Source organism: Dokdonia sp. R78006, from assembly GCF_042466145.1.
Lineage (GTDB): Bacteria > Bacteroidota > Bacteroidia > Flavobacteriales > Flavobacteriaceae > Dokdonia.
This window is the reverse complement of record NZ_JAXHBU010000001.1, coordinates 2,364,338-2,378,623: the sequence shown is the minus strand read 5'-3', so window position 1 is coordinate 2,378,623 and position 14,286 is coordinate 2,364,338. Positions and strand designations below refer to the sequence as shown.

Annotated in this window: 13 protein-coding genes; 9 read left to right on the top strand and 4 right to left on the bottom strand. The window is 38.7% G+C overall.

Annotation, left to right across the window (positions count from 1 at the left end; genetic code table 11):
* Positions 1-86 precede the first annotated feature (86 nt).
* Positions 87-2,852: a putative LPS assembly protein LptD gene (locus tag SJY37_RS10600; protein ID WP_298323977.1), complete on the top strand. Its 2,766-nt coding sequence runs from the start codon at positions 87-89 to the stop codon at positions 2,850-2,852.
* A 52-nt stretch (positions 2,853-2,904) separates the two neighbouring features.
* Positions 2,905-3,285: a Rid family detoxifying hydrolase gene (locus SJY37_RS10595; protein ID WP_298323975.1), complete on the top strand. Its 381-nt coding sequence runs from the start codon at positions 2,905-2,907 to the stop codon at positions 3,283-3,285.
* Positions 3,286-3,329: 44 nt separating this feature from the next.
* Here SJY37_RS10595 and holA read toward each other — a convergent pair whose 3' ends face one another.
* Entirely contained in the window at positions 3,330-4,334 is a 1,005-nt protein-coding gene (holA, locus tag SJY37_RS10590; protein WP_298323973.1) for a DNA polymerase III subunit delta, read from the bottom strand.
* A gap of 36 nt (positions 4,335-4,370) precedes the next feature.
* Here holA and SJY37_RS10585 point away from each other — a divergent pair, with 36 nt between their 5' ends.
* The 4 genes from SJY37_RS10585 (at position 4,371) to SJY37_RS10570 (ending at position 7,837) form a co-directional block, all read left to right on the top strand.
* Entirely contained in the window at positions 4,371-4,826 is a 456-nt protein-coding gene (locus tag SJY37_RS10585) for a type I restriction enzyme HsdR N-terminal domain-containing protein (RefSeq protein ID WP_013749581.1), read from the top strand.
* Positions 4,827-4,874: 48 nt separating this feature from the next.
* Positions 4,875-5,879, top strand: a complete 1,005-nt coding sequence (locus tag SJY37_RS10580) for a glycosyltransferase family 2 protein (protein WP_298323967.1) — start codon at positions 4,875-4,877, stop codon at positions 5,877-5,879.
* A 73-nt stretch (positions 5,880-5,952) separates the two neighbouring features.
* Positions 5,953-6,834: an OmpA family protein gene (locus SJY37_RS10575; protein WP_108878476.1), complete on the top strand. Its 882-nt coding sequence runs from the start codon at positions 5,953-5,955 to the stop codon at positions 6,832-6,834.
* A gap of 244 nt (positions 6,835-7,078) precedes the next feature.
* Positions 7,079-7,837, top strand: coding sequence for a Two component regulator three Y domain protein (locus tag SJY37_RS10570; protein ID WP_298323954.1), 759 nt, complete (start codon positions 7,079-7,081; stop codon positions 7,835-7,837).
* A gap of 100 nt (positions 7,838-7,937) precedes the next feature.
* On the opposite strand, the gene SJY37_RS10565 is transcribed toward SJY37_RS10570, so the two are convergent.
* A complete protein-coding gene (locus tag SJY37_RS10565) occupies positions 7,938-8,555 on the bottom strand; it encodes an L-threonylcarbamoyladenylate synthase (protein WP_013749585.1) in 618 nt (205 codons plus the stop codon).
* A 72-nt stretch (positions 8,556-8,627) separates the two neighbouring features.
* The gene (locus SJY37_RS10560; protein WP_298323946.1) at positions 8,628-8,840 is read right to left on the bottom strand and encodes a DUF2945 domain-containing protein; all 213 of its coding nucleotides are present in this window, start codon (positions 8,838-8,840) and stop codon (positions 8,628-8,630) included.
* Between the two features lie 105 nt (positions 8,841-8,945).
* Here SJY37_RS10560 and SJY37_RS10555 point away from each other — a divergent pair, with 105 nt between their 5' ends.
* Positions 8,946-9,845 (top strand): alpha/beta hydrolase, encoded by a 900-nt coding sequence (locus tag SJY37_RS10555; RefSeq protein ID WP_298323943.1) that lies wholly within the window; start codon positions 8,946-8,948, stop codon positions 9,843-9,845.
* A 136-nt stretch (positions 9,846-9,981) separates the two neighbouring features.
* On the opposite strand, the gene SJY37_RS10550 is transcribed toward SJY37_RS10555, so the two are convergent.
* Positions 9,982-12,318: an ATP-dependent helicase gene (locus SJY37_RS10550; protein ID WP_298323940.1), complete on the bottom strand. Its 2,337-nt coding sequence runs from the start codon at positions 12,316-12,318 to the stop codon at positions 9,982-9,984.
* A 203-nt stretch (positions 12,319-12,521) separates the two neighbouring features.
* On the opposite strand from SJY37_RS10550, the gene SJY37_RS10545 reads away from it, so the two are divergent.
* Both SJY37_RS10545 and SJY37_RS10540 read left to right on the top strand, forming a co-directional pair.
* Positions 12,522-12,905, top strand: coding sequence for a VOC family protein (locus tag SJY37_RS10545; RefSeq protein ID WP_379953059.1), 384 nt, complete (start codon positions 12,522-12,524; stop codon positions 12,903-12,905).
* 226 nt (positions 12,906-13,131) lie between these two features.
* Complete coding sequence (locus tag SJY37_RS10540) at positions 13,132-14,181, top strand: DUF4062 domain-containing protein (RefSeq protein ID WP_379953058.1); 1,050 nt, start codon at positions 13,132-13,134, stop codon at positions 14,179-14,181.
* Positions 14,182-14,286 lie beyond the last annotated feature (105 nt).

Below are 14,286 nucleotides of genomic sequence, written 5' to 3'. Positions count from 1 at the left end.
GTAATTCTAGGGCTGTAGCCGAAAAAAATATACGTAATTTTGACACTTTAATTGATAATTATTTGCACAAAAATAGGCTAATCGCATTGCAAACAAAAACTGCACACTTTCTTATTGTACTCTCTCTTTGCTTGCTACCATTGCTTACGGCAAGTGCACAGGAACTCCCATCCAAGAATGATGCCAGACGCGTACCTGCAAGGGACACTACGTTGATTCAATCTGCAACTGAAGGTTTTGCTAGGCTTGATTCCATCACTCCTACCGTAGTTGCTATAGAAGACACTACCAAAACAATACAAGATTCTATAAAACAAAAGCCCGAAACCCTTACAGACAAGGTTGTTTACAAGGCTACAGACTACCAGCGCATATCACAACGTAAAAAGAAAATCTACCTTTATAATGAGGCAGAGATTGTGTATGAAGACATGAAAATAAATGCCGGTGAAATCATTCTCGATTATGAAACTAACACCGTATTTGCTCGAGGAATAAAAGATTCTGCTGGAAATTACTCTCAAATTCCCTTTTTTGTTCAAGGTCCTAACCAAGTAAAGCCAGATTCCATAAAGTTTAATTTTGATACGCAACGAGCTCTTATTTATGGTTCGCGCGTTGAAAAAGCTGGCGGACAGCAAATAAATTTAAAAGCAGAGCGTAGTAAAAGAGTAAATGACTCTGTAATCTTTATGAGTAATGTAAAGATATCTACCTCTGAAGATCTTGATAATCCAGAATATTACTTTCTCGCTCGTAAAGTAAAATTTGTACCTGGCAAAAAACTTGTTGCTGGACTTACTAATATGTACATCGCAGATGTTCCTACTCCTATAGGTTTACCTTTTGCTTTTTTCCCTATGGAAAAGGAAACTAGCGTATCTGGCTTTATATTACCTGGACCAGGAGAAAGTAGAGAGCGTGGATACTCACTAACAAATGGTGGATATTATTTTGCACTTAGTGAGTATTTTAATCTAGCACTTACAGGTGATTATTATACAAACGGTAGTTATGCCTTTAGAGCAGACACTGATTATAAGGTGCGTTACAAGTACAACGGTAGGTTTAGTTTCAGTTCTGAGCGTATCTTGTTTAGTGAGCGTGGTCTTCCAGACTTTTCTGAGACTAATACGTATAACATACGCTGGAATCACAGTCAGGATACGAAGTCTAGCCCTAACAGTAGATTTTCGGCCTCTGTAAACTTAGGTAGTAGTAACTTTTATAGACAATCACTTAACCAGGCCAACACAGGTAACTTCTTAAATAACAACTTTAGCTCTTCTGTTTCGTACTCACGCACGTTCCCTGGTACAGTCCCTGTGAATCTAACGGTTGCTGCGACTCACAGTCAAAACTCACGAACGGAAGAAATCACAATGTCACTTCCTACTACCCAACTTAACGTAGATAGGATTTATCCTTTTGCTGGTAAGTCTGGGTCTAAGAAAGGGCTTATTAAGAATGTAAACCTGAGTTATGCGCTGCGCGCCGATAACCGCTTTAGAACAAACGACGACGAGTTTTTTACCGCTGCCATGTTTGAAGGTGCAGAAACTGGGATAAGACATAGTATTCCTATTGCAACCAACTTTAAACTCTTTAACTACATCAGTGCTTCGGTAAGCGGTAGTCTTGAGGAAAGTTGGGTATTTAAAACGATAGATCAACGTTTTGATGAAGAAACCAATGCTGTAGTACGAGATACAGTAAACGGTTTTGATGCCTATAGAACCTACAGAGGTGGATTGAGCTTAGGAACGACCGTTTACGGAACTTTTAATTTTAAGGAAACTAGCAAGATTCAAACCATACGTCACGTAGTACGACCATCATTAAGTTGGTCATATACTCCGGCTTTTGATCAGTTTTACGAGACCTACACACGACCTGATCCTAATGATGTGACAGATCCTCAAAATGTAGAAGTAGAGTATTCAAGATTTGACGGAGGATTCTTTGGTGCTCCTAGTAATCGCGTTTCTAATTCGCTCTCATTTAGTCTTGCAAACACACTAGAAGCAAAAGTACGGAGTAAGGATAGCACAGATACAGAGCCCAAGAAGATAAAGCTTATCAATAACCTCAACATTAGGACCTCTTATAACTTTGCTGCAGATGACCTTAAGTTATCACCTATCTCTGTAAACGGATCTGTTCCTATTTTACAAGAGAAGCTTGACGTGAACTTTAGTGCAAACTTAGATCTCTACGCACTTAATAGTGCAAACCAGCGAATAAACACACTTAACATAAATAATGGTGGTAGTCTCTTTAGACTTACCAGCGGACAGGCGAGTTTTGGTTACAGTTTTTCTAGTAGAGATTTTGACAAAGATGCTAAGGCGGGTGTAAATAAAGATCGCACAGAAAACGAAACCTTTGCAGGTGGTGGACGCCCAGATGATTTATTAGGAAAAGGCGTTGACATTACTGGAAACACAAACGCGGGAAATCGAGAGCCAGAAGACGAAGAAGAAAAAGAGATTGAATTTTATAGGTTTAAAATTCCGTGGAATTTACGCTTTGGGTATCAAGTAGGATACGCAAACAATGCACGTCAAAACGATGTAAGCTCTCACTCTATCGTAATAAGCGGAGATGTAAAATTAGGAAATAGATGGACTGTGGGCGGATCTACTGGATATGATCTTGCAAACCCAGGCATCACTTTTACTTCACTTAATTTTGCGCGTGATCTTGAGAGTTGGAACATGCGTTTCAGTTGGGTTCCTCCTGTAAATTCAGATCCTAGTAGAACTTCTTGGAATTTCTTTATCGGGATTACTGGTAACTTACTTAGTGATATTAAATACGATAAACGCCGTACTCCAGATCAACAATTATAAGTACGAAATGTATAATCACGCTTTCGCGAAAGCGTAACAAATACCATTACTCATGAAAAAAATAATCACAACATTAAATGCTCCGGCTCCAATAGGCCCTTACAACCAGGCAACATTAGTAAATGGAATGCTATACACTAGCGGACAGATTGCTATCATACCGGCAACTGGTGAGCTTTTTAAAGGAAGTATAGAAGAAGAAACTGAACTTGTTATGCAAAGCGTCAAAGCGATTCTTACAGAAGCTGGAATGACTTTTGAAAACGTGGTCAAGACTTCCATCTTCATTAGCGATATGGAAAACTTCGGAAAGATTAATAGCGTGTATGGAAAGTACTTTGATGAAGCTACAGCCCCTGCAAGAGAAACGGTAGAGGTGGCAAATCTTCCTAAATATGTAAATGTAGAAATAAGTGTTATCGCTGCAGAATAAGCTAACCTACACTTCAAATAATTCTGAGAGCTGCTTGTAAAATCTTAATTCATGATTTTTACAAGCAGCTCTTTTAGTAAGTCGTTACTTGCAAAAGCACTCGCTCCTACCCCTTTACTCTTTACATCTACTTCTCTTATCAAGGAGATACAAGCACTTACTTTTTTCATAGGGTAATTGCGACCTGCAGTAATATATTCATCTACAAAAAATGGCGAGACACCCAGTGCTCTGGCGACCGTAGTCTTATCCTTTTGAGGAAGTCCGTGATATTTGAGAATACTCGCAAACAAACTAAACAACTGGCTCACTGTTAAGACCAGCGGATTATCCTTAGGATTCTGTGTAAAGTATTGTGCAATGCGCTGTGCCTTCACAATATCTTTCTCTGAGATTGCTTTGCGTAACTCAAAAATATTGAAGTCCTTACTTATCCCGATATTCTCCTCGATGGCTTGTGGTGTTATCTCACTCCCTTTAGGTAAAATAAGCATCAACTTATTGAGCTCATTAATTACTTTCCCTAAGTCATTCCCTAGATAGTCTACTAGAATTTGTGCCGCTTTAGGTTGGATATGATATCCCTCATCTATAAGCACACGACGTAACCAGTCGCCTACTTGGTTTTCATAGAGTTTCTTACTTTCATAATGAACTCCGTATTCCTTTAAGGCTTTTGCGAGTGCTTTACGTTTGTCTAGCTTCTTATATTTATATGCCACCACCAGCACTGTTGTAGGCTGCGGGTTTTTTACATAAGCGGCTAGCTTCTCAATCTGGCGTGACAGATCTTGCGCTTCTTTTACAATCACCACCTGGCGTTCTGCCATCATAGGGTAGCGCTTTGCATTGCTCACAATATCTTCTATGGTCACGTCACGACCATAAAGCACCACTTGATTGAAGCCTTTTTCAGCTTCATCGAGTAGATTATGCTCTATATAATCTGAGATTTGATCTATAAAATAAGGTTCTTCCCCACTTAAAAAGTAAATGGGTTTTATGATTCCTTTTTTAATGTCTTCAACTATGTTTTTTGCGTGCTTCACCTTTGGGTTTTCCTGCAGAACTCGTACTATTGTGGTATGCAACAACTCTCTTTTCCTGCATACTCTTTCAGACTCAAAAGTAGCGAAAACAAACGGTATATTTTTGACGTCATTCGTAAAAAGTTCTTGGTACTCACTCCCGAAGAATGGGTGCGACAACACATATTACAATGGCTCCTGACTGAAAAAGGATATCCGCTAAGCCTTATTAATGTTGAGAAAGAAATAAAAGTAGGTAATACGCGCAAGCGTTATGATATTGTCATTTTTAATAAAGATGGCTCCCTCCTACTTATTGTAGAGTGTAAAGCTCCTGCTATAAAAATCACCCAAGAAACCTTTGATCAGATAGCCCGTTATAATTTGCAATTACAAGCAGATTACTTGATGGTGAGCAACGGACTTTCACATTATTATTGCCAAGTAGACACAGTAGCAGAGCGTTATGACTTCTTGCGATCGCTCCCAGATTATGAGCGAGAAGTAAAATAAGTACGCTTTCGCGAAAGCGGAATCCCATAAAAACCTTTTATTTGCAGCGTGAAAACAGCCATCGTCATCTTAAACTGGAACGGAAAAGAACTACTTGAACGATTCCTTCCCACTATTATTGAGCATAGTGAAGACCTCGCAACTATTTATGTAGCCGATAACGCAAGTACAGATAGCTCTGTAGGTTACGTGCAAGAACACTTCCCAAGCGTTCACATTATAAAGAATGCTGAAAATGGTGGTTATGCAAAGGGTTATAATGATGCACTAAAAACTATAAAGGCAGATATCTATGTACTCATTAATAGTGATGTACAAGTGACGAAGGGCTGGCTAGCACCTATGATTGCTCTTTTTGACGATCCTAGAGTATCTGCGGCGCAACCTAAAATAAAAGATTTAAAAAAACCTACGCACTTCGAGTATGCAGGCGCAGCTGGAGGTTTTCTAGACAAGTTAGGCTATCCGTATTGTAGAGGTAGACTATTTGATACTTGTGAGGAAGATACAGGACAATACGATACTACCGTAGAGGTACAATGGGCAAGTGGCGCTTGTCTCTTTGTAAGATCATCTACCTTCTGGGAAGTGGGAGCGCTAGACGAAATATTCTTTGCTCATCAAGAAGAAATAGATTTATGCTGGCGAATTAAAAACAAGGGATATCGTGTACTCGCTTGTGGTGATAGCGAGGTATATCATCTAGGCGGAGCTACACTACCCTCTGCAAACCCAAAGAAGACATTTTATAATTTTAGAAATACGCTCTTTAATGTTGTAAAGAATATTAAGGGGTTTAAAGCGCTATTTATCATATTTTCAAGACTTGTGCTTGATGGCATTGCGGCACTAAAGTTTCTATTTTCTGGGCAGCCTAAGCATCTTTTGGCTATATTGAAAGCTCATTTAAGTTTCTATTTACACATACCTGCGCTATTAGAAAGACGCTTACGTCTAGTATCTTCTAGACGTTATGCCGAAACAACTTCTATTATATGGAGCTATTTCATACAAAAGAAAGGCACCTATAGAGACTTAAGTAGAAAACCATAAATTACTGTTAACAATCACCTATGACCCTACGGTTTTAGTACATTTAACATTCATTTTAAAAGTTACACAAACTATGAAACGATTATTGATTGCTGGTATTACCAGCGCCCTACTGCTTACTTCTTGCGTTTCTAAGAAAGAATATGCTGCGCTTGAGGCAAGACAACAAGAAACTCAAGACCTATTGAACTCTGCTACGGTAAAGTTAAATTCTTGTCTAGAAGAGAAAGCAAGTGCTACTACTCGTGTGAAGTCACTAGAAGAGCGCATTGCAGAAATGAGAAAAGACAGAAATGACCTTATCCAAAGTTCTAAAGACCTTACTATGCTCACAAAGCAAGGAGCGTCTAACCTAGAAAAGTCACTAGAAAGCTTAAAAGAAAAAGATCTTAAGATTAACCGTCTTCAAGATGCCCTTACTAAAAAGGACAGTGTTACACTTGCACTAGTTACTAGCCTTAAGAAAGAAGTAGGTATCAATGATACTGATATTGAAATCAATGTTGAGAAAGGTGTGGTATTCATATCACTTTCTGACAAGGTATTATTTAAGAGCGGAAGCTATAACATTACTTCAAGAGCAGAAGAAATCTTAGGTAAAGTTGCTACTGTAATTAATGGTAAACCTAACTTTGAAGCACTTGTAGAAGGTCACACAGATAACGTTCCTTATAATAAAGGAGGCGTTCTTATAGACAACTGGGATTTAAGTGCAAAAAGAGCTACAGCTATCGTGAGAAAGTTAGTAGACTTAGGGGCAAATCCTGCACAGCTTATTGCTGCTGGACGTAGCGAGTTTGTACCGCTAGTAGATAACAGCACTGCAGAAAACAGATCTACAAACCGTAGAACGAAGATATATGTACTTCCTAAGATTGATCAATTTTATGATATGATTGAGCAAGAAATGAAGAACATGTCTGGAGAAGATGTACAAGTAGAAGAAGGGAACTAAGAATCTCATTAGATAACTCTTACAGAGAAAAGCGACTATCGGCAAGATAGTCGCTTTTTTCGTTTAACAACACAAATGAGATTTCAAAAAGCGTACTCGAACGTCAAAATCATCGCTCAAAGACACAATTTAAACGTTTAAATGTTAAAATTTAGTGTACTTAGTCGATTATCGTCTTAATTGTGCGGTTCATAGAGGTTTTCACAATACTTTCGTATGTATAGTAAATTAAAACCGTCCCATCATGAAGAATTTTACTCTTGTTATCTTAGCTCTTTTCTGCTCATCATTACTTGTTGCAGGAATCTCTCCAAAGGAAAAGCAAGCTCTTGTAGACTTATACAATAGCACTAACGGAAATGAGTGGACAAACTCTTGGGATCTTGCACAAACTCCAGAAAACTGGATGGGTGTTACTATCATTAGAGATAAAGTATTTGCGGTAAGTCTTGAGGACAACAATCTTACTGGTACTATTCCAGCAAGTATAAGTGACCTTACAGGGCTTAAAATATTAAATCTTCAGAAAAATAATCTTCAAGGAGCTATACCTGCTTCTTTAGGTGCAATAAAAGGTCTTAAAACAATCAACTTAGCTTTAAACAAACTTGAAGGGAACATTCCTAGCGAGATTCTTGCGATGGGAAGTCTAGAGTATCTAGATCTTTTCTTTAATAACTTAAGTGGAGAATTGCAGAACGATGTAGCTGGATTAAGAAACTTGAAAAGATTAAGTCTTGCAAATAATGACTTTAGAGGAAAGCTTCCTGTAGCAATCACTTCATTAGAAAAACTTACAGACTTACAATTAAGTAGTAATAACTTTACTGGTAAACTACCTAACGGTCTTGCAGCGTTACCACAATTAAAGAAGCTTAACCTTTTTGACAATAACTTCACAGGTGAGTTTCCTACAAAGCTTAATGCTCTTAACTTAGATGAGCTTACGTACAATAACAACAACTTTACAGAAACGGCTACCCTACTTGCGGCTGGCGAATAATTTACTAGTCTTTAGGTTAGATTAGTAAGTACCCCAAATCTTTAATTAGATTTAGTTAAGAGCCTCTCCCTTTGGAGAGGTTTTTTAATATGCATCTGTTTTATAATTCTGGACTTCCTTTTCCTTCTCTTATAAGAATAGGCTCATCACCCGTAAGATCGATTACGGTAGAAGGAATATTACCTCCATAACCACCATCAACTATTACATCAACACGGTTCTGCCATTTCTCAAAGATGAGTTCTGGATCTGTGGTATATTCTATCACCTCATCTTCATCATAGATTGACGTAGAGATAATAGGATTACCTAGTGCTCTTACGATGGCTCTTGTAATCTCGTTATCTGGTACACGTATTCCTACTTCCTTTTTCTTTTTAAAAACACTAGGCAAGTTATTATTACCTGGCAATATAAACGTATAAGGTCCCGGTAGTGCTCTTTTAAGTATTTTAAACGTCTGCGTATCTATTTGCTTCACATAATCTGAGAGATTACTTAGATCTTCACATACAAAGGAGAAGTTTGCCTTAGCTAGCTTTACTCCTTTTATCTGTGCTACGCGTTCTAGTGCTTTGGTATTTGTAATGTCGCAGCCCAGCGCATACACGGTATCACTTGGGTAAATGATAAGTCCGCCATTTTTTAGGATTTTTACGATTTCCTGTAAGTCTCTGGGGTTTGGATTTTCTTCGTAGAGTTTTATAAACTTTGACATGGCTGTAATTTTTTGTGAATGTACGAGTAACAATTAATATGAGAGTCACGCTTTCGCGAAAGCGTAACTTCCCTAATCTACGCGCTCTACTTCGTCTTCAAGTTTGAGTACTTTATCACCATCTTCTTGCTCGATGTATAACGCCTTGTTACCAGACTCACCATTACGAGTGACTTCATTGCCTTTGATGGTACGGGTCACTTTCTCTGTAAAAGTTTCGGTTACTTTTCCTTCTGCGGTACCGTTACCCCATTTCCACTGTACTTTTGTTCCTTCCTTAATCATAACTTTTTTATTTAAAGTTACTTATAAGCTTAAAATATCTCGCAGAAAGTAACGCAACCTTAACATAAAAGTAAAATCTGTGCGTTATACCTTAAAATTATCTTAATGAAACTACTATATATCCTCTGCTTACTGGCTGCAATGAGCTGGAGCTGCTCAGATAGTGACGAGACTAGCACAGATGTCATTACTCCTGATACGGAGATGGAAGAAGCTGTTGCTCTTGAGGCGCTTACCCTACTAGATGTTCCCTACGGTAATGATCCTGCGCAGGTGTATGACATTTATCTACCTGCAGGACGTAGTGCTGCCAAAACAAAGATGATTATCCTCATACACGGTGGTGGCTGGACAGAAGGAGATAAGGAAAATGTATCTGCTTTTATAAATCTGGTACAATCACAACATCCAGATTATGGCGTGGTAAATATGAATTACATATTGGCAGATCCGCCAGCGATACCGGCATTTCCTAATCAGTTTCTGGATGTGCAGGCGGTGATCAATCAGCTTAATGATACTGGTAGCGAGTTGCAATTTAATAACGAGTATGCTTTTATAGGGCTTAGTGCTGGTGCACATATTGCGATGATGTATGACTATACGTATGATGTGGATGACCAAGTAAAATTTGTAGCCAACATTGTAGGTCCTGCAGATTTTACAGATCCTTTTTATGCAGACGGCCCAGGTTTTGAAATCTACATAGCCGCACTTACTGATGAAACTGCCTATCCTGAGGATGCAAATTATAGCGAACTATTAAGCCCTGCCAAAGTTGTGACTGCAAGCGCTAGCCCTACCCTACAGTTTTACGGAGATCAAGATCCGCTGGTGCCACTTACTAATGGTCAGCGACTAGATACCGCGCTTTCTAATGTTGGTGTTCCGCATATATTTACTATTTATGAAGGTGGTCATGGAGATTGGGATGCAACGAGCTACCTCGATGTACAACAAAAAATAGGCGCTTACATCGACCTCTACTTACCTATAGAAGATTAAATACATATTGCTAAACAATATGATGAGATAGAAGGTGTTCCTGTATAGCTTTCGCGAAAGCGTAGGTATTACCATAAAAAAATGCTGACATCTAATGGACGTCAGCATTTGTATTTTATAACAGCTTGTGTGCGTACTAGCTTACAATCTCAAGCTTAGCAAATCGTAGTAACAACTTTTTGAGACCGCCATTTTCAAAATTAATTTCTGCTTTTTGATCTTGGCCTTTCCCTTCTAGTCCTACCACAATCCCTTTCCCAAAACGGATATGCTTTACCACCGTACCCGCTTCTAGCGCTCCTGCGAGTGAAGAGACAGGCTCATCACCGCTAGTAGGTCTTATCTTGCGCAACTTGCGTAGCTGGTCTTGTGATGGATTACCCACTCTAGGTGGCGTACCGCTCACTGGCTTCTTTAATCGTAATTTACTTTTATCTACCTCGCCATACTCATCTATATCCATGAGTGACTTATAGCGGTTTCTCATCATAGGCGTCTGGTAGTCCAGATACTTATCATCTATTTCCTCTATAAAACGACTAGGCTCTGCATCTACCAGTTTACCCCAGCGATATCTAGACTCTGTATAGGTAAGGTATGCCTGCTTCTCTGCCCTTGTAAGTGCCACATAAAACAAGCGGCGCTCCTCCTCTAGCTCACTACGCGTGCTCATACTCATACCAGAAGGAAAGAGATCTTCCTCCATACCCACAATGTATACAAATGGAAACTCAAGTCCCTTTGCTAGGTGGATGGTCATTAACGCGACGCGGTCATCATCTCCCGTATCATTATCCATACTTGTGGCAAGTGCCACATCTTCTAGAAACTCTGCCAGCGATCCTGTAGTATCTGCCAGCTCCCTTTGCTCCTCTACAAAGTCGCGCATACCATTGAGCAGCTCCTCTATATTTTCTATACGAGCAACACCCTCTGGAGTTCCATCCTTTTTAAGTTCTTGTAAGAGTCCCGTTTTCTTTGCAACAGTTTCTGCCACGGTAAAGGCATCACTTTGCTCATTAAGAATCTGGAAACTCTTAATCATCGTGACAAAATTCTTAAGCTTAGTCTGTGTACCGCGATTTATATTCATCGAGGGACCTAGCTGTTCTATTTTATCCATCACCTCAAACATAGAACGTCCGTAGTGCTTTGCCGCCACCGTAAGCTTATCTATGGTCGTACCGCCTATTCCTCTTGCAGGATAGTTAATCACACGTTTAAGTGCTTCCTCATCTTTTGGGTTAATAAGCACGCGCAGGTAACCCAGCACATCCTTAATCTCCTTACGTTGATAGAAGGATAACCCTCCATAAATACGGTATGGGATATCTCGCTTACGCAAGGCATCCTCCATCGCACGTGACTGTGCGTTTGTTCTATATAAAATCGCAAAATCCCCATTCATGAGTTGGTGATTCATTCTATTTTCAAAAATAGAACTCGCCACATAGCGTCCCTCCTCACCATCTGTAGGAGAGCGGTGCACGATAATCTCACCACCATCTGGGTTTGCAGTCCAGACCGTTTTATCCAGTCTGGTTTTGTTTTTTTCTATCACACTGTTTGCCGCCTCTACAATCACTTTTGAAGAGCGATAATTCTGTTCCAGGCGGTACATTGCTACATTCTCATAATCCTTCTGGAAGTTCAAAATGTTATTAATGTTTGCCCCACGGAAGGCGTAGATACTCTGCGAGTCATCTCCCACCACACAGATATTCTGAAACTTATCAGACAGCGCCTTTACAATAAGGTACTGGCTATGGTTAGTATCTTGGTACTCATCTACCAGTATGTATTTAAAACGATTCTGGTATTTATTAAGCACCTCTGGAAAACGGTTAAGCAACTCGTTTGTGCGTAGTAGTAAATCATCAAAGTCCATCGCCCCTGCCTTAAAACAGCGATCTACATACTCTGCATAAATCTCCCCCATGCGCGGGCGTTTTGCCATCGCATCTGCCTCTACCAGCTCAGGATCATTTTGATACGCACGTACCGTAATCAAGCTGTTTTTAAAAGAAGAAATACGGTTTTGTATCTGCTTGTACTTATAGATATCCTTATCCAGCTGCAGCTCCTTGATAATCGCGCTTATTAAACGCTGGGAGTCTTGGGTATCATAAATGGTAAAGTTAGACGGGTACCCTAGCTTATCTGCCTCAATACGCAAGATTTTGGCAAAAATGGAGTGAAAGGTTCCCATCCATAAATTCTTTGCCTCAGAGCTACCCACAATATCAGAGATACGCTTTTTCATCTCACGTGCCGCCTTATTTGTAAAGGTGAGTGATAAGATGTTAAAGGCGTCTACTCCCTGTGACATGAGGTAAGCAATACGTAAGGTAAGCACTCGCGTTTTACCAGATCCCGCACCTGCAATTACAATTAATGCTCCCTCTTTATGTAGTGTGGGAGCGCGTTGGGCCTCGTTTAAGCCCTCAATATATACTTCTAATTTTGAATCCATAGCAGGGGTACAAAGTACGGATTGATCACAAGAATTAAAACCACAATCCATGATTTTATAGCTCTTTTGTAAACAATAACAATAGCTACGCTTTCGCGAAAATATGACACCTCGCACCTACCGCGTTCCATGATAACTATTGCTAGTGAGGAGCAGCGTATTTCATTAAAAATGAAGATATTTAGCCTCCAAAAACAATCACCATGAGCACATTCTTTATAAATCATGTAGCTATTTCTGTACAAGACGTAGCCGTTTCCATTGCTTTCTACCAAAAGGTATTTGGATTTACCGAAATAGAAAATACCGCCTCTGTCTCCCCTACTCGCTGGCTCGCCCTAGGTGATAACAAGCAACTGCACCTCATCCCAAGACCAGGCGAAACCGTAATCACTAACAAAGCAGTACACCTCGCACTTGCCACCGCAGACCTTGCTTCCTTTATCACGCACCTTAAAAGTCTAAACATAGATTATGCCGACTGGCGAGGAACACCCACTAAAGATTATGTGCGCAATGATGGGATACAGCAAGTGTATTTCCAAGATCCAGATGGCTACTGGATAGAAGTAAATGACGATGCGTAGCACCAAGATTTATAATGCTGAAACTAACTATTTTACATTTTTTTGCCCAAAATGAGGAAAGTCGTAAAGAAGTGTGGATGGGAGGTTGTAGATTAGCTTTTTAGAAATTAAAAACTATAATAATATAGGTCATCTTGATTCTAGTTTTTGCTGGGGTTGGGGTGGTTTGAATGGCAAACCTATTTATATAATCTAGTTTGTTGTACATTAAAATAACAGATAAAATATGGCATTTCCGAAGGTATTTATAAGTTCAACATGTTATGACCTTGGAGAGGTTAGAGACTCTTTATATTCATTTATAAAGTCTTTGTATTATGAGCCTGTTGTAAGTGAAAAGGGAGATATTTTTTACCATCCCGATTTCCATACTCATGAGAGTTGCATAAATGAAATTGAAAATTGTGATCTCTTTATTTTGATTATAGGAGGCAGACATGGTGGTTCATATGTGTCAGACATCACGAAATCTATAGTGAACGCTGAATATGAAGCTGCCAAAAGATTGGAAAAACCTGTTTTTACTTTTGTTAAACAAAACGTCTATGACGACCACAGGTTATATCAAAGAAATAAGAGCAAAAAAATAATTGATGAAATAGATTTTCCTTCAATCGAAAAAGACCAGCATGCTAAATATATTTTTGAATTTATTAATGATGTTAGACTCAGTAAAGTCAACAATGGTTTTTTCTCTTTTGACTACGCAAAAGACATAATAGAATTATTAGGCAAGCAATGGTCAGGAATGATGTACGACTTTTTAAATGAGCGTAACAAGTTAAAAAATCAATTAAAAACAAAAACTCTTTTAGAAAACATTTCACTAGCAAATAAAAAAACAGAGGAGCTAATTGAAAATATTTATAAAAAGATAGACGAGGCCAAAGCAACTGAAGTTATATCTAACTTAGATGATGAAATTAAAGCTCAAAGATTTTTGAACAATGTTCTTAAATTTTATGAGATTGAAAATTTTGATTCGAAAAAAGTCACTAAAATTCCAGATACAGATTTCACTGATATGAATTATGTTGATTTCTTAGTAAAAGTTTTAGGTTTTGAAATTGAAGAATGGGAACATGAAGATAGGTTACATACTATTCTTTGGGATTCTGAAATGAGCGCTGGGTATGATTTAGATATTATTGATGGGAAATACTATTTGAATCGTGAATACCATAAAGATATGGATATCAAATTAAATGAGGAATTTCTAAGTTTAAAAATGCTGTCAGAAACACAATTAAAAAAAGTAATAAAAAACTACCACTAACAATGGCTATATCTAATTGCTTTGTCTCGCTTACTTTGAAAATCCCTACTCGTAATGTATTTCCAAACTTAAGTGATAAGCCAAGCAAATACTAATAGACGAGAC

Excerpts from the sequence above, each read along its gene's own strand:
- SJY37_RS10595 (WP_298323975.1), top strand. The coding sequence starts at position 2,905 with ATGAAAAAAATAATCACAACATTAAATGCTCCGGCTCCAATAGGCCCT.
- SJY37_RS10585 (WP_013749581.1), top strand. The coding sequence starts at position 4,371 with ATGCAACAACTCTCTTTTCCTGCATACTCTTTCAGACTCAAAAGTAGC.
- SJY37_RS10575 (WP_108878476.1), top strand. The coding sequence starts at position 5,953 with ATGAAACGATTATTGATTGCTGGTATTACCAGCGCCCTACTGCTTACT.
- SJY37_RS10570 (WP_298323954.1), top strand. The coding sequence starts at position 7,079 with ATGAAGAATTTTACTCTTGTTATCTTAGCTCTTTTCTGCTCATCATTA.
- SJY37_RS10565 (WP_013749585.1), bottom strand. The coding sequence starts at position 8,555 with ATGTCAAAGTTTATAAAACTCTACGAAGAAAATCCAAACCCCAGAGAC.
- SJY37_RS10560 (WP_298323946.1), bottom strand. The coding sequence starts at position 8,840 with ATGATTAAGGAAGGAACAAAAGTACAGTGGAAATGGGGTAACGGTACC.
- SJY37_RS10555 (WP_298323943.1), top strand. The coding sequence starts at position 8,946 with ATGAAACTACTATATATCCTCTGCTTACTGGCTGCAATGAGCTGGAGC.
- SJY37_RS10550 (WP_298323940.1), bottom strand. The coding sequence starts at position 12,318 with ATGGATTCAAAATTAGAAGTATATATTGAGGGCTTAAACGAGGCCCAA.
- SJY37_RS10545 (WP_379953059.1), top strand. The coding sequence starts at position 12,522 with ATGAGCACATTCTTTATAAATCATGTAGCTATTTCTGTACAAGACGTA.
- SJY37_RS10540 (WP_379953058.1), top strand. The coding sequence starts at position 13,132 with ATGGCATTTCCGAAGGTATTTATAAGTTCAACATGTTATGACCTTGGA.